This is a genomic window from Glycocaulis sp. (genome assembly GCF_051859565.1).
Lineage (GTDB): Bacteria > Pseudomonadota > Alphaproteobacteria > Caulobacterales > Maricaulaceae > Glycocaulis.
Genome location: NZ_JBHYFK010000009.1, coordinates 24,448 through 46,242, shown reverse-complemented (window position 1 = coordinate 46,242; position 21,795 = coordinate 24,448). Strand labels below are relative to the sequence as shown.

General features: G+C 63.3%; 21 protein-coding genes. 13 read left to right on the top strand and 8 right to left on the bottom strand.

Annotation, left to right across the window (positions count from 1 at the left end):
* The 3 genes from ACTIGC_RS12780 to ACTIGC_RS12770 all read left to right on the top strand — a co-directional run.
* On the top strand, positions 1-247 hold a 247-nt coding region (locus tag ACTIGC_RS12780; protein WP_439634774.1), incomplete at its 5' end, for a hypothetical protein.
* A 4-nt stretch (positions 248-251) separates the two neighbouring features.
* The gene (locus ACTIGC_RS12775; protein WP_439634773.1) at positions 252-1,247 is read left to right on the top strand and encodes an NADP-dependent oxidoreductase; all 996 of its coding nucleotides are present in this window, start codon (positions 252-254) and stop codon (positions 1,245-1,247) included.
* Positions 1,244-1,660: a PaaI family thioesterase gene (locus ACTIGC_RS12770; protein ID WP_439634772.1), complete on the top strand. Its 417-nt coding sequence runs from the start codon at positions 1,244-1,246 to the stop codon at positions 1,658-1,660. The genes ACTIGC_RS12775 and ACTIGC_RS12770 overlap by 4 nt, the downstream gene beginning before the upstream one ends.
* On the opposite strand, the gene ACTIGC_RS12765 is transcribed toward ACTIGC_RS12770, so the two are convergent.
* The gene (locus tag ACTIGC_RS12765; protein ID WP_127566683.1) at positions 1,648-1,845 is read right to left on the bottom strand and encodes a hypothetical protein; all 198 of its coding nucleotides are present in this window, start codon (positions 1,843-1,845) and stop codon (positions 1,648-1,650) included. The two genes, ACTIGC_RS12770 and ACTIGC_RS12765, sit on opposite strands and share 13 nt — an antisense overlap.
* Positions 1,846-2,054: 209 nt before the next feature.
* On the opposite strand from ACTIGC_RS12765, the gene ACTIGC_RS12760 reads away from it, so the two are divergent.
* The 4 genes from ACTIGC_RS12760 to ACTIGC_RS12745 all read left to right on the top strand — a co-directional run bounded on the left by ACTIGC_RS12760 (position 2,055) and on the right by ACTIGC_RS12745 (position 6,333).
* Complete coding sequence (locus tag ACTIGC_RS12760; protein ID WP_127566681.1) at positions 2,055-2,321, top strand: HU family DNA-binding protein; 267 nt, start codon at positions 2,055-2,057, stop codon at positions 2,319-2,321.
* Positions 2,322-2,468: 147 nt separating this feature from the next.
* Positions 2,469-2,888, top strand: coding sequence for a DUF2946 family protein (locus tag ACTIGC_RS12755; protein WP_439634771.1), 420 nt, complete (start codon positions 2,469-2,471; stop codon positions 2,886-2,888).
* Positions 2,889-2,956: 68 nt separating this feature from the next.
* Positions 2,957-5,014 carry a TonB-dependent receptor family protein gene (locus tag ACTIGC_RS12750; protein ID WP_439634770.1) on the top strand — a complete coding sequence of 686 codons (2,058 nt, stop codon included), beginning with the start codon at positions 2,957-2,959 and terminating at the stop codon, positions 5,012-5,014.
* Positions 5,011-6,333, top strand: coding sequence for a hypothetical protein (locus tag ACTIGC_RS12745; RefSeq protein WP_439634769.1), 1,323 nt, complete (start codon positions 5,011-5,013; stop codon positions 6,331-6,333). The genes ACTIGC_RS12750 and ACTIGC_RS12745 overlap by 4 nt, the downstream gene beginning before the upstream one ends.
* 60 nt (positions 6,334-6,393) lie before the next feature.
* Here ACTIGC_RS12745 and ACTIGC_RS12740 read toward each other — a convergent pair whose 3' ends face one another.
* The 4 genes from ACTIGC_RS12740 to gor form a co-directional block, all read right to left on the bottom strand.
* Positions 6,394-7,704 (bottom strand): alginate export family protein, encoded by a 1,311-nt coding sequence (locus ACTIGC_RS12740; RefSeq protein ID WP_439634768.1) that lies wholly within the window; start codon positions 7,702-7,704, stop codon positions 6,394-6,396.
* A gap of 133 nt (positions 7,705-7,837) precedes the next feature.
* Entirely contained in the window at positions 7,838-9,139 is a 1,302-nt protein-coding gene (locus tag ACTIGC_RS12735) for an alginate export family protein (RefSeq protein WP_439634767.1), read from the bottom strand.
* Between the two features lie 164 nt (positions 9,140-9,303).
* Positions 9,304-10,671 carry a class II 3-deoxy-7-phosphoheptulonate synthase gene (locus tag ACTIGC_RS12730; RefSeq protein WP_439634766.1) on the bottom strand — a complete coding sequence of 456 codons (1,368 nt, stop codon included), beginning with the start codon at positions 10,669-10,671 and terminating at the stop codon, positions 9,304-9,306.
* Complete coding sequence (gor, locus tag ACTIGC_RS12725; protein WP_439634765.1) at positions 10,668-12,056, bottom strand: glutathione-disulfide reductase; 1,389 nt, start codon at positions 12,054-12,056, stop codon at positions 10,668-10,670. Before gor ends, ACTIGC_RS12730 begins: the two co-directional genes overlap by 4 nt.
* 435 nt (positions 12,057-12,491) lie before the next feature.
* Here gor and ACTIGC_RS12720 point away from each other — a divergent pair, with 435 nt between their 5' ends.
* From ACTIGC_RS12720 to cydX, 3 genes are read left to right on the top strand one after another with little or no spacing between them, the layout of a single operon-like run.
* Complete coding sequence (locus tag ACTIGC_RS12720) at positions 12,492-14,087, top strand: cytochrome ubiquinol oxidase subunit I (protein ID WP_439634764.1); 1,596 nt, start codon at positions 12,492-12,494, stop codon at positions 14,085-14,087.
* Positions 14,088-14,099: 12 nt separating this feature from the next.
* A complete protein-coding gene (gene cydB, locus ACTIGC_RS12715; RefSeq protein WP_439634763.1) occupies positions 14,100-15,248 on the top strand; it encodes a cytochrome d ubiquinol oxidase subunit II in 1,149 nt (382 codons plus the stop codon).
* Positions 15,249-15,270: 22 nt separating this feature from the next.
* Entirely contained in the window at positions 15,271-15,402 is a 132-nt protein-coding gene (gene cydX / locus ACTIGC_RS12710; RefSeq protein ID WP_127565455.1) for a cytochrome bd-I oxidase subunit CydX, read from the top strand.
* A gap of 18 nt (positions 15,403-15,420) precedes the next feature.
* Here cydX and ACTIGC_RS12705 read toward each other — a convergent pair whose 3' ends face one another.
* A complete protein-coding gene (locus ACTIGC_RS12705; RefSeq protein ID WP_439634762.1) occupies positions 15,421-15,864 on the bottom strand; it encodes a BLUF domain-containing protein in 444 nt (147 codons plus the stop codon).
* Positions 15,865-15,968: 104 nt separating this feature from the next.
* Positions 15,969-16,622, bottom strand: coding sequence for a helix-turn-helix domain-containing protein (locus ACTIGC_RS12700; protein WP_439634761.1), 654 nt, complete (start codon positions 16,620-16,622; stop codon positions 15,969-15,971).
* Positions 16,623-16,844: 222 nt separating this feature from the next.
* Here ACTIGC_RS12700 and ACTIGC_RS12695 point away from each other — a divergent pair, with 222 nt between their 5' ends.
* From ACTIGC_RS12695 to ACTIGC_RS12685, 3 genes are read left to right on the top strand one after another with little or no spacing between them, the layout of a single operon-like run.
* Positions 16,845-18,656, top strand: coding sequence for a long-chain-acyl-CoA synthetase (locus ACTIGC_RS12695; protein WP_439634760.1), 1,812 nt, complete (start codon positions 16,845-16,847; stop codon positions 18,654-18,656).
* 39 nt (positions 18,657-18,695) lie between these two features.
* Positions 18,696-18,968, top strand: coding sequence for a BrnT family toxin (locus ACTIGC_RS12690; RefSeq protein ID WP_127565459.1), 273 nt, complete (start codon positions 18,696-18,698; stop codon positions 18,966-18,968).
* The gene (locus tag ACTIGC_RS12685) at positions 18,937-19,215 is read left to right on the top strand and encodes a helix-turn-helix domain-containing protein (RefSeq protein WP_127565460.1); all 279 of its coding nucleotides are present in this window, start codon (positions 18,937-18,939) and stop codon (positions 19,213-19,215) included. The genes ACTIGC_RS12690 and ACTIGC_RS12685 overlap by 32 nt, the downstream gene beginning before the upstream one ends.
* Here the strand turns inward: ACTIGC_RS12685 and ACTIGC_RS12680 are convergent, their stop codons facing one another.
* Positions 19,216-21,708 carry an ATP-binding protein gene (locus ACTIGC_RS12680; protein ID WP_439634759.1) on the bottom strand — a complete coding sequence of 831 codons (2,493 nt, stop codon included), beginning with the start codon at positions 21,706-21,708 and terminating at the stop codon, positions 19,216-19,218.
* Between the last annotated feature and the right edge of the window lie 87 nt (positions 21,709-21,795).

Sequence of the window (21,795 nt, the reverse complement as noted above, 5' to 3'; positions counted from 1 at the left end):
CGTGGCCCTGATCAGGATCGGCTCTGGCGGGTATGGTCTGCACCCGCTGGCCCTGGTCGGCCTGCTCATTGCGAGCCTTCTGGTCACCATTCCATCAACCGTGCTGATCATGGCCCTGACCATGGCCAGTATGGAACTGGTGCTGCAGCTCGGCTACGATGTCTCCTTCCTTGAACTCATGTCCATCAGCCTCGACTCCGGCGACGCGCCGGCCGAAGCTCCACCCCCTTCCGCAACTGAAGAGTAAGTCCATGAAATCTCGTGAAATCCATCTCGTTCGTCACTTCACCGGTGCGGTGAAGCCCGAATACTTCACGCTGGCGGAGGTGGACCTGCCTGAGCCGGCCGAGGGCGAGGTGCTGGTGGCGAATGAATGGCTCTCGGTCGATCCTTACATGCGCCCGCGCATGGCGGGCCTGAAGACCTATATCGACCCGTTCATGCCCGGTAAGCCCATGGAAGGCGGCGCGGTCGGCAAGGTCATCAAGTCACGCTCCGACGCCCTGAAAGAGGGCGACTACGTGATGAGCATGCTCGGCTGGCGCGAAGCTTATGTGGCACCCGCCAAGGGCCTGATGAAGGTGGATGCAAACCTTCTGCCCGCCCACGCCTATCTGGGCATTGCCGGCCTTACAGGCCTGACGGCCTATGCGGGCCTGAAGCGCATTATCGGCCTGAAAGAAGGTGAAACCTTGTGGATGAGCGCGGGCGCAGGCGCGGTGGGTTCTGCCGGTATCCAGTTTGCCAAGGCCATGGGCGCGCGCGTCATCGCGACCGCCGGCGGCAAGGCCAAGACCGATTTCTGCCTGGAGATCGGGGCCGACGCCGCGATCGACTACAAGGACGTGCCTGACCTGCGCAAAGCCATCAAGGAGGTGGCCCCTGAAGGCGTGGACGCCTATTTCGAGAATGTCGGCGGCGATCATCTGGTGGCCGCTCTCGACGTGCTCAAGCAGTTCGGGCGCATCGCCGCCTGCGGCATGATCTCGCGCTATAATGACGAGACGCCCTCGCCCGGCCCGCACAACATGACCAATATCGTCACGAAGTCGCTGATGATGCGCGGCTTTATCGTGACCGAGCATTTCGACCTGCAGGGTGAGTTCATCAAGGATCTCTCCAGCTGGATGATGAGCGGCAAGGTGAAGAGCCGCGAAACCGTCTATGAGGGGATTGAAAAGATGCCCGAGGCGTTCACCGGCCTGTTCACAGGCGCCAATCTCGGCAAGATGCTGGTGAAAGTGTGAACACGTCAGATCTCGACGCCATCAATGCCGTCAGCGCCGGTAAGCTGCCCGGCCTCGTGGGTCTGGTCATTACCAATGGCGATCCCGCGCGCGTCGAAGGCTATATAGATGTGCGCGAGGAATTGCTGGCGCCCAACGGCTTCCTGCATGCTGCCAGCATCATGGCGCTGCTGGACTCCCTATGCGGTTATGGGGCCATGGCCAATCTGCCCGAAGGCGCGATCAGCTTCACCACGGTGGAGCTGAAATCGAACTTTATGGGCACAGCCCGCGATGGCCGGGTGCTGGGCGAGGCAAAGCCGGTGCATCTCGGCCGCACAACACAGGTCTGGGATGCTACCGCCCGGCGGGAAGCCGATGGGAAGGTGCTCGCCCTCTTCCGCTGTACGCAGATGGTGCTTTACGCGCGGTGAGCCGTGTCCCGGCGCTGACGCAATAAGCGTCCCAGAACGAAACCGCCCACAACCGCGCCCGTCAGGGCCGACAGGGTGGGGCTGGAGAACAGGGCTTCAAACCCCGCATAGCTCAGCACAGCCACGCTGACAGCCAGGCCGGTCGCGGCGACGATGTTCAATAATGGGGCGCGTTTGGGTTCCATGCTTTCCGTAGCGCAAACACCGGGCCAGATTTCAAGCTTTTGTTTACCATATGGATCGGATGAATGGCAGATGCCTGCGTAAAACCTGCCGACTCCCCTGTATTTCCTTGCTATGCCTTATGAGAATCGCGATTGATTCATCCGTCCAATGAACGGCCAACCCTGCCGCTTGCGGCTGGCGAGGCGTCAAACAACCGGGGGGAACCCTCATGAACAAAGCAGAACTCGCCAAAGCCATCTCCGACAAGGCTGGCATCACCCGCGCCCAGGCCGGCGACGCCATCGACACCTTCGTCGATGCCATCGTTGCCTCTGCCAAGAAAGGCGACACGGTTCAGCTCGCCGGTTTCGGCACCTTCCACGCCAAGCACCGCGAAGCGCGTGAAGTCCGCAACCCGCGTACGGGCGAAAAAATGAAGTCCAAAGCCAAGACCTCGCTGGCGTTCCGCCCGGCGTCTGCGCTGAAAGACATCTAAGGGATTTTCCGTTTCCCGCCCCGGACGGGACGGGCGACACCCCTTCGCGAAAACGCCGCCGGGCAACTGGCGGCGTTTTTGTTTGCGCGTTTCGCCGCAGCTTCGCGATGTTGCACGCATCAGAAACCGGCATTAGCAGATCAACCCATGTTGAACGCCCGCCCCTCCCGGCTTTCCAGCCTTCGCCAGATCATGGCCACGCTCGCGCTTGTCGCGGCGTGCATGAGTGGCCTGGTGCCATCGGGGTGGATGCCGCAGGCAGGCGCTGACGGGCAGTTCACCCTTGTCATCTGTACATCCGAGGGCATGCGCGAACTGGTCCTTGATGCCGACGGCAAGGCCGTATCGCCCGATAGCGCAGATCCCATTACCCCTGAGGCACCGTGCGCCTTTGCCGGACTTGCCGCCATTGCGGTCATGCCCGACAGCCCGGCCTGGCTGAGCCACACCCTGCCGCTTCACCGTCTGTACGCGCCAGAAGCAGGCAAATCCGCATCCGGTCATATCGCCCTGCCCGGCCAGCGCGGACCACCCTCAAACAGCCTGACAGACCTCCAAACGGCCTGACCCCCTCGGCATGACGCTGAACGGGGCTGCGGGCCACTGTTCAAGCATCTGCTTTCGGGGACACCCCAATGAAAACCCAATACCATGCCCGCACTGCCGGGTTCGTTCTGCTGGCCGCTGCCGGCCTGTCTGCCCCTGCCCTTGCCGATATCGCCGAAGCCGGCGAACTTCAGGACCGCGTTGTCGTCACTGGCTACCGCTTGTCCGCGCCTGCTGAAGAAGCGGCAGCCGAAGCGGCGCGCCAGCCCGGCAATATCTCCATCATCGACGCGGAAAGCTTCGCCACGCGCTACGCGATCGGGTTCGCGGATACGCTGGCCTTTACCGCCGGTGTGGTGGCCCAGCCCAAGTTCGGCGAGGATTCGCGCCTGTCCGTGCGCGGTTCGGGTCTTGCCAACAATATGCACCTGCGCGGTGTGGAGCTGATCTTCAACGGCGTACCGATCAATAACGCCGACGGGTTTGGCGATTATCAGGAGCTTGATCCGCTTTTCGTTTCCCACATGGCGGTCAATCGCGGCGCCAACGGTTTCCGCACCGGCTCCACCATGCTGGGCGGGTCTATCGAGATTGAGGGGCTAAGCGCGGCCTCGCTGAACAACCAGTCGGGTGTCCGGCTGGAAGCCGGCTCGTTCGGCACGACGCGCACCCATGGCCGCACCAGCGGCACGCACGGCAATCTGGACTATGCCCTCGCCGCTACCTGGCAGCGTCAGGACGGCTTCCGTCCCAACGCAAACCAGTCCAATGGCCGCATCTATGCCGATCTCGGCTGGCGCTGGAACGATCAGGTGGAAACGCGCTTTGGCGTGCTCGGCAGCGACATCAATCAGGAGATGCCGGGCAATCTGACGCTGGCCCAGCTGCGGGCTGATCCGCGCCAGCAGGATCCTGCCGCCATCGCGTTGCGCTATGGCCGTGACCTGAACGCCTGGCGCGGCTGGACGGTGTCCCATTTTGATACAGGTGCGGGCCGCCTCTCCATCGGCGGCAGCGCGACCACGCGCACGCTCTGGCACCCGGTTCCGGTCATCGTCGATCAGGACATGGAGGATTACCGTCTGTTTGCCCGCTGGAGCCATGAGGCCGAGCTGGCCGGCCTGCCGGTGGAGTTCACGCTTGGCGGCGATCTGCGGCGCGGTGAAACGGACGCACGCGTGTTCCTCAATAATGGCGGCACGCCCGGCTTCCAGATTGGTAACGCACGCCAGAAGGGCTCAGGCGCGAACGCGTTTATCGATGCCCGCGTGGGCGTGACTGAGCGTTTCGACCTGCTGGCGGGGCTGGTGAACAATTCCACGCGGCGCGAAGTCGAGGACCGGATCAACCCGGCGGCAGACGGGGATGTCAGCTTCTCCAGCGTCACGGCCCGCATCGGCGCGCTCTACCGCTTTGATGACGCGCTGACCGGGTTTGCCAATATCAGCCAGATCTTCGAGCCGCCCACCTTCTCCGACGTGACACAGGGCGGCGTGGGCGGCTTTACGCCTATCCGCGCGATGGAAGGCACGAGCTACGAGATCGGCCTGAGGGGCGCTTATGAGCGTTTCCGCTTCGAGGCCGCGCTCTACCGCATCCCTCTGGATAACGAGTTCACCGCCTTCACGATCGTGCCCGGCATTCCGGCGGCGATCTTCAACGCCGATGACACGGTACGTACCGGCTTCGAACTCGGCGCTGAAGCCCTGCTGCATGAGGGTGAAGCAGGAACGTGGCGCACGCGTCTGGCCTACACCTATGGCGATTTCCGTTTCGACGGCGATACGACCTATGGCGATAACCGCCTGCCGGGCGTGGGCCGTCACCGTCTGGTGGCAGAACTGCGCTACGGCATCGGGCCGTTCGAGATTGCGCCCAGCCTTACCTGGCAGAGCGGGGATGGCTTCACCGACTACATGAACTCGGAAAAGCTCCCCGGTTACACGCTGGTCGGCCTTTCGGCGCGTTATGGTGTGAATGACCGCCTCGGCTTCTATGTCGAGGGCCGCAATCTGACTGACGAAGCCTATGTGTCAGCGGTCTCCACCGTGGCCAATGCCGCTACGGCCAACCCTACCCGGTTTACCCCCGGCGAAACCCGCGCCGTCTATGCGGGCGTGACGCTGGCCTTCGGGGGCGGGCAATGAGGATCGATGTCCGGCGGCTGCACCGGACGGGGCCGCAACTCGCGGTTCTTGCCGTGGTGATGTGGGGGCTTTCAGGCTTCCTCCATCCCATCATGAGCTGGACCGCGCCGCGAGCCGCGATCCAGATGCCGCCCGCGCTGGAAATCGAAACGGAGGGGGCTTCGGCCCCCTCCACCCTCGCCGCCATGCCGTCCGAGGCTCGGCAAATCCGGCTGGCGCCCTCGCCTAGCGGCGCCTACTGGTCAGTGCGCACTGATCCGCATACGCCCCGCCTCGCCCTCAATGCCGCAACCGGCGAACCAGCACCGGAAGCGGCGCGCGAGCACGCCATCACGCTCGCCCGCCACTACGCCGCCCTCCCCGATGTGCCGGTACTCAAGGTGGAGGAGATCACAGCCTTCAACGTGGATTATCCGGCCATCAACCGGCTCCTGCCGGTCACGGCGGTGATGTTCGACACGTCAGACCGGCTTACCATCTATGTCGATACCGGCTCGGACCGGCTGGCCGCGGTCACCAATGCGCCACGCCGGGTGATGCTGCGTGTCTTCCAGAGCGTACACACGCTCTCCTTCCTGAAACCTGTCGAGCCCTTACGCCTGCTGATCATCACCGCGCTCACCCTGATCTTCATCAGCACGGTGCTGGCAGGCATCAGCCTTACGTTTACCGCAAAGGGAAAGGGGCTGCGCCGATGGCACCGCTATGCCGGGCTGGCGCTCGCCCTGCCTGCCCTCGCCTTTCCTGTATCGGGGCTTTTCCATGCCTGGGTGAACTCATCGCTATTTGCCGCCGAACGCGCCGACGCCGCCCTGTTTGCGCCCACCAGGCTTGATGAGGTACCGCAAGGGCGCTTTGCCCATCTGGCGGCCACGGCGGACACTGAAGGCGGGCTCTGGCGCGCGGCAGAGGGCCATGAGGCGCGCTATTTCGCCGGGGACGGCACGGACCTGCCCCTTGATGATGCTGCCCGCGCGCTCCGCCTTGCGGACGCGCCATCAAACAGCGTGACCGCCCTGCAGACCCGATTCGATGGCGATTACGGCTTTGCCAGCAAGCGCCTGCCGGTCTGGCGGGTGGAAACACAAGGCGGCCCGGTGTTCGCTGATCCGGTAGATGGTTTGCTCGCGCAGGCCGGACAGGCAGGCCCGGTTGCGGCACTGGAGGGGCGCAGCTTTGACCAGCTTCACAAATGGCAGTTCGCCAACCCGCTGGGCCGCGATGTGCGTGACACGCTGATGATGGCGGTCATCGCCGCCCTGATAGCGCTGGCTCTGACCGGGCTGACATTCACCCGGCGGCGCAAGCGGAAGCGCTGAACGAAAAGGCCCCGTCCTGACCGGGACGGGGCCTTGATACGCACTCTGAGAAAGATCAGGCTAGAACGGTGCGCTCAGCATGACATAGCCGTAGACCGGGTTGTCGCCGGTCGGCGCGCCAGGCGCGTTTTTGGCAAAATCACCACGGAAAAGCACCATGGCGCCCGTTTCGATCTGCAGCCTGTCGGGGCGGATCCAGTAGCTCATGCGCGCTTCGGCGAGCGTACCGATACGGCTGCCGGACTGGCCGGTGGTATCGCGCAGGTTTGCGACACGCCAGCGGTCGGTGTCGGAAGCCAGATAGGATTCCTGCACCTGCAGGGTAATCGCTGCCGGACCATCACGCAGGTCGAGGCGCGGACCGAACGCGATCAGATTTTCGCGGAAATGGGTGAAGGACAGGCCCGTCGTGCCATAATCCCCACGGCGTTGGCCGAACAGCGTGTTGAAGCGGTTCCACTCCCCGTCCGAAGGATTGCTGTCACCGCTGACATAGACCAGCTGCCCTGACAGACGCGGACGCCATGGCGCGTCAAAGCTGTAGCCAAGGGCTGCAAAGGCCGACCAGGCGCGCACGTCCAGCGTGTTGGCGCCCTGCGGCTGCTCGCCGAACTGGCCCATCAGCTCGACCTCGAAATCGTAGGTGCCAGCAGCACGCGGGCTGGAAATCCGGAATCCCGGAGTGAGCAGATCGGCGCCGTTTTCTTCATTCAAGCCGAACAGGTAGGCTTCGGCCCGCAGATTGCCGGCCAAGCCGGTACGCGTGGCATGAACACCCCAGAAATGGGTGCCCCACTCGGCTTCATCGAGCTGGGCCGTGTTGTTTTCCAGCGCATTACGGTCTCCGGGCGCGATACGCACCGGCGCGGTGAAAAATGCCTCGACGCTCCAGTTTTCCGCCGGGGTGAAACGCCCGCGCACACCTTCAAAATTGTTCGGCGAGTTGCGGAAGCCCTGCTCGGTCGCCAGACGGCCGGATCCGACATTCATCACGAAGCGTCCGGCCTGAAACTCACCGCCCTCGAAGGGCACGCGCACATAAGCCTGAAGCAACTCCGCCGCGTTGACACTGCCGTTAGGGATCACCGAACCGCTATCGGTCAGCCAGGCACGGGCGTCCAGAAACTCGCCGCCAAAAACGACGCGGCCGGCATCATACTCGCCCTTGATGCGCACGCGGGTAGAGAGCATCTGGTCAGAGCCGTTTGCTCCTGCGCGAAACAGGTCGCTGATCGATTCATAGCGGATGCGCGCCGAACCGGAGAGCGTGAAAGGGGAAGCCTCTGCATCGCCGGCCTGGGCGTGCAAGGCAGGCGCGACGCCAAAGGCAGCCGCAGACGAAAGAATGGTCGAAAGTACAAGACGTTTCATATCGGGCTCCAACGGGGAAGATGGGCCGATATGGTCTTAAATTCGTGACTTCACGATTAATCATCTTGCGCAGCACCGCCTGCCAGCACTTGCGATCCGGACCGTTTATTCAACACAGGCAGGCGGTTGGCGCTTAGAAACGTGTGCTCAGAGAGAGATAGCTGTATAGTGAATTGCCAGTATCAGGAGCGCCCGGCGCGTGGCGGGCGAAGTCGCCCTTGATGAGCGCCGCTGCGCCCCACTCCACCGTCAGGCGCTCGGGAACGGCGTCCCACTGGACCCGCGTATCGATCACCTGGCCGATATGACGACCCGAATTGCCGCTACCATCGCGCAGGCGTGCACGCTCCCAGCTATCTGTCCGTGAGGCAAGATAGACATCATGGGCGACGAGGCGTGCGCGTACCGGCCCGTTGCTCCACTCGGCGCGCGCGCCGTAGCTGATGAGGTTTTCCCGCGCTATTGGACCGAACAGGCCGGTATGGCCGTAATCAGACCCGCGTCCGCCGAACAGCGGATCGAAGCGGTTCCAGCTTGTGCTGCGCTGCCGGTCACCACTGGCATAGCTGAGATGGGCCGAGAGGCGGACCGGGTTTTCGCGTTCGAACGTATAGCCCGTATTCGCCTGAAACGCCGCTGCACTGACATCACGGCGGGTGGCGCCGATAATGGTGTGCCCGGTCTGGAGCATTAGCTCGGCATCGAAGTCGTACTGCCCCTCTTGCGGAGGGCGGCGCAGACGCACGCCCGGGGTTACCAGGCGTGCGCCGCCATTCTCGTCGAGCGCGAAGACATAGGCCTCTGCCCGCAGGCCATGTGGCAAGCCGTTGCGCGACAGATGGGCGCCGTAAAACCGCGTATGCCAGTCCGCGTAGTCAAGTCCCATGCGGTTATCCGCCAGTGCCTGCCGGTCTGCCGGGTCGCGGATCACCGGCGCCGTGAAAAAGCCAATGGCCCGCCAGTTTTCATCTATGTCGAGCTGGAGCCGCACACCTTCAAAATTGGCTGGCATGTTGGAGAACGAGCTGGCGTCGGACAGGCGCCCCGAGCCGAGCGGCATCGTAAATCTACCAATTTTGGCAGTAAGTTGGCTCGACACCTGAGCTTCGGCATACAGCTGGAAAATGTCCGCCGCATTGTAGGCGCTCGAAGAAATGACCGAGCCGTCATCCTGAAGATAGCCGCGCGCATCAATGAGTTCTCCGACAAGCGTAACCGATTCCAGGCGGGCCTCGCCGCGCAGGAAAAGCTGAGTTGAAAGCAGCTGGTCCGAACCGTTCATCCCGGCCCGGTAGTGCGCGCCGAGCGTTTCCGCGCGTACACGCGCAGAGCCGGAAAACTCCAATTCCACAGAAGGTTGAGGAGCCTGCGGGTGAGCAGCGGCACCGGACAGCCAGATCGCGGCGGCCGCGAACAATCCCCTGCCCCTGCTCATGATCACGTCCGCCCGCCCTGTCACCAAAGTGTCACGGGACCGTCACATAGCCGGTCTGGGGCGGGGATCAAGCCGGGTGGACAGTTGAAACTGGCGGCAGCATGCGCCACGCCCATGAAGCAGGCGCGGCGCATGACAACGCATATATATTAGCTAGTTAGCGATCATTCAGCCGCTTCGCGCACGGCCGCAGCGGGTTTGAGCGCATCCGCAATTTGGAATGCCATTTCAAGGGCTTGGTCGGCATTCAGACGCGGATCGCAATGCGTGTGATAGCGGCTGGAAAGGTCGGCTTCCGACAGATGCCCTGCCCCGCCCACGCACTCGGTCACATCCTGTCCGGTCATCTCGAAATGGACGCCGCCGGGCTCCGCGCCCTCGCTGCGCACCACCTCGATAAAGCTTCTCAGCTCGGAGAGGATGTGGTCGAAGGCCCTTGTTTTATAACCGTTTCCAGCCTTGATCGTATTGCCGTGCATGGGATCGCACGACCAGACGACATTGCGGCCCTCGGCCACGACCTTGCGCACCAGCGGCGGCAGGCCCTTCTCCACCTTGCCAGCGCCCATACGGGCATAGAGCACCAGCCGGCCCGCCTCATTGCGCGGATTGAGAAGGTCAATCAGTTCAATGAGTTCATCCGGGTCGAGCGTGGGCCCGCACTTCAGCCCGATCGGGTTCTCGACACCGCGGCAATATTCGATATGCGCCCCGTCCGGCTGGCGGGTTCTATCCCCGATCCAGATCAGGTGCGCAGACGTGCCGTACCAGCGCCCGGACTGGGTCTCCATCCGGGTCATCGCCTCCTCAAACGGCAGGTGCAGCGCCTCGTGAGAGGTATAGAAATCAACGCCTTCCAGCGAGGGCGCGGCATCGGCCGTCACCCCGCAGGCGCGCATGAAGGACAATGCCTCGGTGATGCGGTCGGCATATTCCTGATAGCGCTCCCCGGCCGGACTATCCGACAGGAAATCCAGCGTCCACTGGTGAACATTGTGCAGATCGGCATAGCCGCCAGAGGCCAGGGCACGCAGGAGATTGAGCGTCGAAGCCGACTGGTCATAGGCCCGCACAAGGCGCTGCGGATCAGGCACGCGCCCCTCCGGCGTGAACGCCATATCATTAATGGAATCACCGCGATAGGACGGCAACTCAACGCCGTCTATCACTTCTGTATCGGCCGAGCGCGGCTTGGAAAACTGCCCGGCTATCCGCCCCACTTTGACCACGGGTTTTGCCGCGGCGAAGGTCATCACCACCGCCATCTGCAAGAGCACGCGGAATGTATCCCTCACATTACCGGCGGAGAATTCCTTGAAACTCTCCGCGCAATCCCCGCCCTGCAGCAGGAAAGCCTGGCCAGAGGCGACATTGGCCAGCTGGCGGCGCAGGCGGCGTATCTCGCCGGCAAACACCAGCGGCGGACGGCGCGACAGCTCCGCCTCGACCGCCTCCAGCGCGGCCGCGTCAGGATAGTTCGGCAGCTGCAGGGCTTTTTTCGTCCTCCAGCTAGACGGATTCCATCCACTCATGGCGTCACCTTCAATTCCGGCGGGATCCATTTTTCCCGCATGGTTACAAGCTCTTCGGCAACGGTTGGATGCACCGCGCAGGTGGCATCAAACTGTTCCTTGGTCAGCCCGGCTTTCACGGCAATGCCGACGGCCTGAATGATCTCTGGCGCATCATCGCCCACAATATGCACGCCGAGAACCCTTTCTGTGCCGCGCTGCACAATCATCTTCATCAGCATGCGGTCGGGATTGGGCCCGAGCATGCCCTTCATCGGCCGGAAAACGCTTTTATAAACATCGATATCGCCAAACTCGGCGCGGGCCTGCGCCTCGCTTAAACCCACCGTGCCGACAGGCGGCTGGGTGAAGACGGCGCTGGCGATATTGCTGTGATCATAGGCACTTGGATTGTCCCCGAATGCCGTTTCGGCAAAGCAGATCGCCTCGCGGATGGCCACCGGCGTCAGATTCACCCGGTCGGTCACATCGCCCACGGCATAGATGTGCGGCACGCTGGTGCGCGAGTACTCATCGACCTTCACGACGCCACGCGCGCCGGTTTCCACGCCGGCCTTCTCCAGGCCCAGCCCGCTAGTGTGCGGATCGCGGCCAATCGCGAAAACCACTTCATCTACAGGGCATTCATCGCCATTCTTCAGGTGAACTATCCTGGTGCCATCGCCGTTATCAGCGATCTTTTCAAACACGGTGTGCGTGATCACGCGCACGCCGGAGGCTTTCAACCCCTCATGGACGAACTCGCGCACATCATCGTCAAACCCGCGTAAAACGATGTCGCCGCGATAGACCAGCGTCACCTCCACGCCCATCTGCGCAAACACTTGCGCGAATTCGCACGCGATATAGCCGCCGCCCGCGATCACCATGGATTTCGGCAGGCGTTTGAGGTGGAAGAGCTCGTCGGAGGTGATGGCCAGCTCGCACCCCTCCAGCCCCTCATGCACGTTGGGTCTTCCCCCTGTTGCGATGAGGATAGTTTTTGCGCTTATCCGCCGTCCGCTGGGTTTGAGCTCCAGTGTGTGCTCATCGATGAATTCGGCGCGCTCGGATATCAGTTCCACGCCCGCATTGGCCAAATTCTTCGCATAGATGCCGGATAGTCTGTCCACCTCCGCATTCATCGCATCGCGGAATTTAGGCCAGTCAAATTGCGGCGCCTCCACCGACCAGCCATAAGCCTTCGCCAGCTCGAATTGCTTTTTGAAGCCAGAGGCATAGACCATGAACTTCTTCGGCACGCAGCCGCGGATCACGCAGGTGCCGCCGGGCCGGTGCTCTTCGGCCACGGCCACTTTATGCCCCTTCATGGCCACCAGGCGCGAGGCCCTCACCCCGCCTGAACCGGCCCCGATGGTGAAGAGATCATAGTCAAAATCGGCCATGGGTATGAAAGCCCCGTTTTATAGGTTTGAACGCCCGAACGTGGGTACGCGCACCCCCGATTCATAGGTTCGGAAGGCCCATTTTCACATGTGGCAAAACCGCCACAGGCAGATGGGCGTCAGAGGGAGCGATCTATCCCCGCAATCTGTCCCGCTTTTGGGTGGAAGGGGGATCTCCCTTACTCTCGTCGTTCCCGCGCAGGCGGGAACCCAGAGCCACTTGGCGCTGTCCTCGCCTTACGATCTCTGGATGCCCGCCTGCGCGGGCATGACGAGAAGCGGTAAGCGCGGCCGCTCCCCCGTGCGTCACCCCCCCCTGCGTCAGAATGCGCGCTATCCACAAAAAACCCGAACGTGCATAGGGATAAAAGTCCGCAAATCAGCTAGGGATATTTCCCGAAGCGGTTTGTTCGTTTCGCTGCGGGGAGTTTTTCCATGATCGACATGGAAGTTGCCGACCTATCACGCTGGCAGTTCGCGCTGACAGCCATGTACCATTTCCTGTTCGTGCCGCTCACGCTGGGCCTGGCCTTCATGCTCGCCATCATGGAGAGCGTCTATGTCATGACCGGCCGTCAGGTCTGGAAAGACATGACGAAATTCTGGGGCGCGCTGTTCGGCATCAATTTCGCGCTCGGCGTTTCCACCGGCATCACGATGGAGTTCCAGTTCGGCATGAACTGGTCCTACTACTCCCACTATGTGGGCGATGTGTTCGGCGCGCCGCTGGCGATTGAAGGCCTGATGGCCTTCTTCCTCGAGGCGACGCTCGTGGGCCTGTTCTTCTTCGGCTGGGACCGGATGAGCAAGCAGGCGCACCTGGCCGTCACCTGGTTCATGGCCATCGGCACCAATCTCTCCGCGCTGTGGATTCTCATCGCCAATGGCTGGATGCAGAACCCGGTGGGCTCCGAATTCAATCCGGAGACCATGCGCATGGAAGTCGTTGACTTCATGGCCGTGCTCTTCAATCCGGTGGCGCAGGCCAAATTCGTCCACACGGTTGCGGCCGGCTATGTCACCGGCGCGCTCTTCGTGCTGGCGATCTCGGCCTGGTTCCTGCTGCAGCGCCGCCATCGCGGCTTTGCCAAGCGCTCGATGACGGTCGCGGCCGCGTTCGGCCTGATGGGCTCGCTCTCGGTCGTGGTGCTGGGCGATGAGAGCGGCTACGCGCTCACCCACAACCAGCGCATGAAGCTCGCCGCCCTTGAAGCGATGTGGGAGACGCACGAGGCGCCCGCACCGCTCACCCTTGTGGGCTTCCCGGACGTGGAAAACCAGACCACGCATTTTGCGGTGGATGTGCCCTGGGTGCTGGGCCTTATCGCCACGCGTTCGCTCGATCAGGAGGTGCAGGGCATTCTGCCCCTCGTCGCCATCGCCGAGACGCGCGTGGAGAACGGCATACGCGCCTATGACGCCCTGCAAAGACTGCGCGCCGACGAGAATGATATTGAAGCGCGCACGCAGTTTGAGGAGACCAAGTTCGACCTTGGTTATGGCCTGCTCCTGCAGCGCTATATGGCAGATCCGCGGGACGCGACGCCTGACCAGATAAGGCAGGCTGCGTTCGACACGATACCCGACGTGCCGGTCATGTTCTGGTCCTTCCGCTTCATGGCGGGGATCGGCCTCTACATGATCCTTCTCTTCGGCACCGCCTTTGTGCTCTGCACGATGCGAAAACACGAGACGCGCTGGTTCCTGTGGGTGGCGCTGTTCTCCCTGCCGCTTCCATGGGTCGCGGCGGAGCTGGGATGGCTGCTGGCCGAATATGGCCGCCAGCCCTGGATCATCGAGGGTATGCTGCCCACCTTCCTTGGCGTCTCTAGCCTCAACGCCACGCAGATATGGATGACCATTGCCGGCTTCACCGCGCTCTATGGCGCGCTGGCCGTGGTCGAGGTGATGCTGATGCTGCACTTCATCCGCAAGGGCCCCTATGCGGGCAAGGGCGGTGATGTGGCGCGCCGCCCCACCCACAAGCCCGCGATTGCCGATGACGGCATGACCCCCATTCCGGCCGAATAGGAGAACCGCAAGATGGAAATCCCGATTTCTTATGAAGTCCTGCGCGTCCTCTGGTGGGGATTGCTGGGCGTCCTCCTGATCGGCTTTGCCGCGACGGACGGGTTTGACTTTGGTGTGGCGGGCCTGTTGCCCTTCGTGGCCAAGACCGATGCTGAACGCCGGGTTGCGATCAACACGGTCGGGCCGACCTGGGAAGGAAACCAGGTCTGGTTCATCCTGGGTGGCGGGGCGATCTTTGCCGCCTGGCCGATGGTCTATGCAGTCTCGTTCTCTGGCCTCTATCTGGCGATGTTCGTGCTGCTGGCCGCGCTGATACTGCGTCCTGTCGGCTTCAAATACCGCTCCAAGCGGGAAGATCCGCGCTGGCGGGCCATGTGGGACTGGGCGCTGTTTACCGGCGGCTTTGTGCCCGCGCTCCTGTTCGGGGTGGCGGTCGGCAATGTGCTGGTGGGCCTGCCCTTCCGGCTGGATGACGATCTGCGCGCCTTCTGGGATGGGTCTTTCTTCGACCTTCTCAATCCGTTCGCGATCCTGTGCGGCCTGCTGTCGGTGACGATGATGGGCCTGCATGGCGCGGCCTGGCTGTCGATGAAGGCCGAATATGGCCCGGTGCGGGACCGCGCACGCGCGCTTGCCCCCATCTTCGCCATTACCTCGATCGTGCTCTTTGCCGGCGGCGGCCTGGTCATGGCCTATGGCCCTTACGGCTTTGCGCAAGTGGGCGATGTCGATCCGGCAGGCCCGTCAAACCCGCTGCGGGCCGAGACGGTGGCGGCGGCAGGCGCGTGGCTGTCGAACTATGCCGCCCATCCCTGGATGATCCTGGCACCCGTGCTGGGCTTTGGCGGGGCGTTTGCGGCGCTGGCAGGCCTGAGGCTGAATTCGGAGAGCATCACCTTTATCGGCTCCAAGCTCTCCACCTTCGGGATCATCTCGACGGCGGGGCTGTCCATGTTCCCCTTCATCCTGCCGTCCAGCATTCAACCCAATGCCAGCCTGACGGTGTGGAACAGCTCATCAAGCCATCTCACCTTGTTCATCATGCTGATCACGACAGCGATCTTCCTGCCCATAATCCTCGCCTACACCTCGTGGGCCTTCAAGGTGATGTGGGGCCGGGTGACGACCGAGGATGTGACCAGTGGCGGCGACTACTATTAGGCCCTGAAAGGACCGGATTGATATGTGGTATTTTGCCTGGGTACTCGGCATTGGCCTGGCCTGCTCCTTCGCCATCCTGAACGCCATGTGGCACGAGATGTCGCTGGGCGATGAAGGCGATAGCGGCTCCAGCGAGGAAGCGGCCCGCTGGTAGGCAGGCCGGCAAGGCCGCTCACGATGAGACGGGGTGCATCGTGTCCCTGCGCGCGATCAGCCCCGTCTCGCGTATCCGCCTTGCCCGTTCAACGAGGCCATCGGCGGTAATGTGCTCATAATCCACGTCCCGGCCCTCTGCGGCCGGGAGCGTTTCCTCGCGCAGGACCGCAACCGACCAGTCGGCAAAGCAGCGCTGGTCCACCTCGCCGCAAAACACGATTTCCAGTCCCCGGTGTGCGGTGTCCCGCGCGATGCGCCGGAAGGTGGCGGACACCGCCTGGCGCGATCCCTCCAGCACCTGCAGGAAACGGTCACCATCAACGGCCAGCACGCCGGTCAGCCCTTCGGGCGGATTGTTGCGCAAGCCGGCTGACAATATGCGCCCCATCTCGTCGGATACATTGCGCGATCCGGACATGAAATCAGCGACGCTGTGATAGACGAGGCGGGTGAGGAACATGGGTTTCGATCCTTGAAAATGCCGCTGCCGCGCCCCCTGAGAGACCGCGGCAGTTAATCGTGCCGGTGTTCGTCTCAGAGCGAAGCATAAACGAATTCCGGCGCTTACTCTGTCTGCGCTGCCCGGAAATCGTGCACTCTTTCCGGTCCGCCATTCTTGCGCAGGAAAGCATCGTACGATTCAGCACTCATCGTGGCGGTGGCGGAATGCACCAGCCATTCACTGCCGGTGAAGACCGGCGTCTGCACTGAATGAAAGCAGCGTCTCTCGCCATCGACAGGCGCCCGCCAGATCCGCTCCACGCAGGCGACATCACCCTCGAACGCGCCGCATGCGAGGACTTCCCGGACTATGTCCGACACGGCCTGACCCAGCGGATCGGCGGTTTCCATGCCCGGCGTGTAGGCCTCAAAAGGAGGCCCGGCGTGGCGGTATCGTGAACTGGCTTCGATGACCGCGACCGCGCCGTCCCGGTATGCCAGCAGCGCCACCGCATGAGGCGAGTGGTGCACGATGGCGCGCAGCTGGTCCACCAGAGGCCGGTGCACCGGATTGCGCAGCAATTCGCGCAGGCGCGCGGCAATCTCGCGCGACGGCTCGATCACCCCGTTCTCCAGCCGCGAGACATAAGACTGGCTGACTTTCAGCCGGCTCGCGGCATCGTCCTGCTTCATATTGCTGCGAAGCCGCAAAGCCCGCAGCGCTAGTCCCCACCTGCCAGGCGTCCCCTCACGCCCGGCCCCATTGTCGTTCGTCAACCATATACTCCCCGTTTATTTCCCCACCAGAAATACGGATTAACCTGCTGGCACACGGATGCATGCATGTTTTTATGTCACAGCAGTAGGTCTGGCCGCAGCCATGCTGCACGTGCTGCGCTTTGCGGCGTCGCGCACACGGCCCTGTCTTGACCCGTCCCCCGTGCCATTTACTGTCGCGGGTTCGCCCGGCAAGAGGCGGCTAGCGGGAGATCAGACCAGATGGGTTTTTTCAGCGCAATCCAGCGTGAGATTTTCTACACCAAGGAGCTGATCCGGCTCCTGAAAACGCTCAAGTCGATCACGCCGGATTCAACCGATCTGACGCCGGACCTTCTCGAGCGCAATGTGGACGCGCACAAAGCCCGCCCGGCCTTCATCCTCGAGGACGGCTCGACGATCAGCTATGGCGCGTTTGATGCGTTTGCGAACCGGGTCGCCAACTGGGCTTTGGCCAGCGGCATCAAGCCCGGTGACACGGTTGCGCTCTATATGGGCAATCGCTGGGAATACATCGCCTTCTGGTTCGGCCTGTCGAAAGTGGGCGTCATTGCCGCGCTGCTGAACAATCAGGTGACCGGCAAGGCGCTCGCCCACGGGGTGAATATCGCCGAGGCCGCCCATGTGATTCTCGAGGGGGAACTCAGCGCCGCCTACGCAGCCTCTGCCGAGGCCATCGGCCCGATCACGCCCTGGGTCTTTGATGGCGATGCCGCGTCCGTGCCCGGCGGGCAGGATCTCGGTGGCGCGCTGGCGGCTGTCTCTGACGAGCGCCCCGGCCGTGAGCACCGCGCGCATCTTCTGGCCAAGGATCCGTGCCTGAAAATGTACACCTCCGGCACGACCGGCCTGCCCAAGGCGGCCATCGTGGCGCACACCCGTTCGCTCTACTACCTGCAGGGCTTTGCGGTGGCGTCCAACGCCTCGCCGAAAGACCGCATGATGATGGTGCTGCCGCTCTATCACGCGACGGGCGGGCTGTGCGGTGTGGGCTGCGCGCTCTCCAAGGGCGGGGCGCTGATCGTGCGCCGCAAGTTTTCCGCCAGCGCCTTCTGGAAGGACGCCGCCGAGCATGGCGCGACCATGTTCATGTATGTCGGCGAGCTGTGCCGCTTCCTTGTGGCCGCTGATCCCTCGCCGGACGAGAAGAAGCACAAGATCCGCATCGCCATCGGCAACGGGCTGCGCCCCGATGTCTGGCCGCGCTTTGTCGAGCGCTCCGGCATCAAGCGCATCATGGAGTTCTATGGCGCGACGGAGGGCAATGTCAGCTTCCTGAATCTGGATTCCAAGCCCGGCGCCATTGGCCGCGTGCCGCCCTATCTGCGGAGCCGCTTCAACTCGGCGCTGGTGAAGTTTGATCTCGATTCCGAGGCGCCTGTGCGTGACGCCAGGGGGCGCTGCATTCCGTGCGGGCCCGATGAGGTGGGCGAGGCCATTGGCGAGATACGCCCCGATGATGCCCGCTACCGCTTTGACGGCTATGGCGACAAGGAAGCGACCGAGAAGAAGCTCCTGCGCGACGTGTTCAAGAAGGGCGATCTGTATTTCCGCACCGGCGATCTGATGAAGCGCGATGCGCAAGGCTATTTCTACTTCATCGACCGGGTGGGTGACACCTTCCGCTGGAAATCGGAGAATGTGGCGACCTCGGAAGTGGCCGAGATCATGGGCATGGCGCCGGGCATCGTGCAGGCCAATATCTATGGCGTGCCGGTGGCGGATTATCCCGGCAAGGCCGGCATGGCCGCTCTGGTGGTGAACAAGGATTTCGATCTCGCCACCGTTCATGCGCATGTGACCAAGGAGCTGCCGGCCTATGCCCGCCCGCTCTTTGTGCGCATCCACCAGGAAGACCCGTCAGAGCACACGACCGGCACGTTCAAGCTGAAGAAGACCGATCTGGTGGCCGAAGGGTGGGATCCGGCGAAAATCTCCGAACCGCTCTATATCGATCACCCCGAACAGAAGGCCTATGTGCCCCTGACCGCCGAGATCCGCGCCGCTATCGAGAGCGGGGAGCTGCGGGTTTAGGTTGCTTGCCAAAATACGGAAATTCCGTATAGTCTTGCGGTGAGCGACAGGTTTGATCCGGCCAAGGATGCCGCCAATCTGGCAAAGCACGGCTTGTCACTGGCTTTTGGTGACCGGATTTTCCGCGATGCCGGGCATCTGATCCTGCCGTCTATCCGTCCTGTTGACGGTGAAGAGCGGTTCAAGGTGATCGGCGCGGTGGAGGCAAAGCTGTTCACTGGTGTGTTTACGTGGCGGGGTGGCCGCCCCCGCTTCATCTCGGTTCGCAGGAGCAATTCCGGTGAAGAAAGAGCCTATCATTCTGCCGGCTGACCCCATGGATGACGAGGATTTCGCCGTCTCCGCTGAAGGCATGGAGCGCGGGCAGCGGGCCCGGCTGATCCGGCAGACGCGCAATAATCTCGGCCTGTCGCAGGCCGAGTTCGCCCAGCGCTTCCGCGTGCCGGTCGGCACCTTGCGCGACTGGGAGCAGGCGCGCGTTACCGCGCCAGATTTCGCGATTGCCTATGTGCAGGTGATTGCCCGCCATCCCGACATGGTCGCCGAAGCCCTGAACTGATCAGGCCTTGCCCCGCTCCTTGCGGGCGCTGGCAAGGTCCAGCTCCGGCGCGGCATGGTCCAGCGGCGCGTTGACCGGCAGATGGCAGGTCACTTTCGTGCCGCGTCCGGGCGTGGAGTCCAGCTCCACCCAGCCGCCATGCAGGCGCACGATTTCCTTCACCAGAGCGAGGCCGAGGCCCGCCCCGGCGCGGTTCGACTGACCGCGTTCAAAGCGCTCGAACACGCTTGCCTGCCTGTCCTTGTCGATACCCTCGCCATTGTCGGCAACCCACAGGCGCGCCTCGCCGCCCTTCACCTCGGCGCCCACCTCGATGCGGCCGCCCTGATCGACATGATCGAGCGCATTGGTGAGCAGGTTGTAGAGCACCTGTTTCAGCCGGGCGCCATCGGCGCGTACTGGTCCTTCGCCCTTGCCGGCATTGACGTTCAGCTTGATGCCGGCGTGTTCGGCGCGCGGCATGACCAGCTCTGCGGCCTCGGCGGCCAGCGCATCAAGCCGGGTATCGCCGAGATCCAGCTCCAGCTGGCCGGCATCAATGGCGGCAATGTCCAGAATATCGTCGATCAGCTTGGCCAGCTGGGCAGAGGCGGTCTGGATGGCGGCGATCGGGTCTTTCTGCCGGTCAGAGAGCGGGCCCGCAAACCCGCCTGCCAGCAGGTCGGCATAACCGCCAATAGTCGTCAGGGGCGTGCGCAGCTGATAGCTGACATGGCCGACAAAGCCGGTCTTGATCTTTTCAGACGCTTCCAGCGCCTCGGCGCGGTCGCGCAGCGCCTCTTCCACCCGGCGTGTATCGGTGATGTCGTCCCAGGCGATCAGGGTTGCGCCATCGGGCAGCGGACGGCTGAGCCAGGTCAGCACCGAGCCATCGGCGCGCCGTACCTCGCCCGTCTTGGCGGTGCGCGATTCCGGTGAAGTGTCGGTGATACGCGCCTTGATGGCCGCCCAGGATTCCTTGTCGGGGTGAAGCGCGTGGCAGGCATCGGCGATGGCGGTGAAGTCGGCCTTCTCCAGCGTTTCCGGGGCCAGCTTCCACAGCGTTTCAAACGCCAGATTGTGCAGCTGCAGCTCGCCTTCCGGGCCAAACACGGCCACCGCCTCATGCAGCCGGTCCAGCGTGGCGCGCTGCACCTTGATGAGGGTGTTGTAGCGCGCCTGCAGGGCCAGCTGGTCGGTCATGTCTTCAAAGATCAGCAGCACGCCGCCCAGCGGATGGCGCTGGCGGGCCACGCGCAAGGTGCGGCCATCGCCCAGCGGCCACAGCTCATCGGGCGTCTCGGTGCCCGGCGGGCGCTCATAATAGGCCAGCTCGCCGGCTTTCCAGTTCTTGTAGTCGGCATTGGCGGAGTTCGGCAGAAGCTGGTCTTCGCGCAGCCGGTCAAGCAGCGCGCCGTGCGAGGGCCGGTCATTGAGCACCGCCTCTTCCAGCGCAAACAGCCGGGCAAAGGCGCGGTTGTAGAAGATGAGCTGCTTGGTGCGGTCAAAAATGGCGACCGCCTCTGCCATGTGGTTCAGCGTCTCGTCATGCGCCTCGCGGAAGCGTTTGAGCGCCGCGCGCGCCTCTTCGCCGCGCGTGATGTCAAAGGCTGCGCCCGCCACGCCGCCAGAGATGGGGAAGACCACCACGTCCAGCGCCCGGCGTTCGCCCTTGATGACCGCGCCGCGCACATGGGCCACCGGAGCGCTGGCTTTCAGCGCCTCACCCGCCTGCGCAGGCAGGCCCGGCTCCAGCAAGAGCTGCCGGTCGATCACATCGGCTACGCTTCTGCCCTCGACGGCCTCCACATAGGCCGGATTGACCCAGTGCAGCCGCCCGGATGCGCTGATGCGCCAGGAGGGGAAGGGCGCCTTGCCCAGCATGTCCAGGAAAGCCAGTGGATCGTCTGCCACGACCGAGCGGGCCTCTTCCAGCCGCCCGCGCGCACCGGATTCCTCAAGGCCGCGAATGGTCGCATCGGCGATCCAGAGGACGAGCTGCGATCCGGCCGGGCGGCCATCGGCCTCGATAAAGCGTCCCGACGGGCCCGATACGGTCAGCGAGAAGGGTTTGCCCTCGCGCATGAGCTCGCCCATGCGCTGGCGCAGCGTGGTTTCCATTCCGCCTGCCGAGCGCGCCTCATAATCGGCGATGCCGTCCAGAAGGGCGGTCGCCGGATCAGGCTCGTTCATCACGCCAGAGCCCAGATCGGCAAACTGGACCAGAGAGGCAAGGGCGGTGGGTGAGCCATAGACGCGCGGCGAGGACCAGCCGGCGGCGTCAGGATCGGGCGGTGTCTCCCAGACCAGAACCAGGCCGGGATGGGCGCCGAACACGCTGTCTGCGCGGGCCAGGCGGTCTTCAAGCCAGGCAATACGTTTTTGCCAGTGGGATCTTGCAGTGCGCACGCCTTCGGTCAGGCGCCAGGCCCACAGGGCGGTCGCCACGGCAAATCCCACCGCGCCGCCGGTAACGATCAACGTTGCCAGCTGAGCCGGCTCGGTGGCCATCATGGCATGCCCCCTTCACTGCGCGGCTGCATCATCAGGACACGTGGCCATCGTGTCAGTGCAGCCGGTCGAATCACCACCTTAACTTAA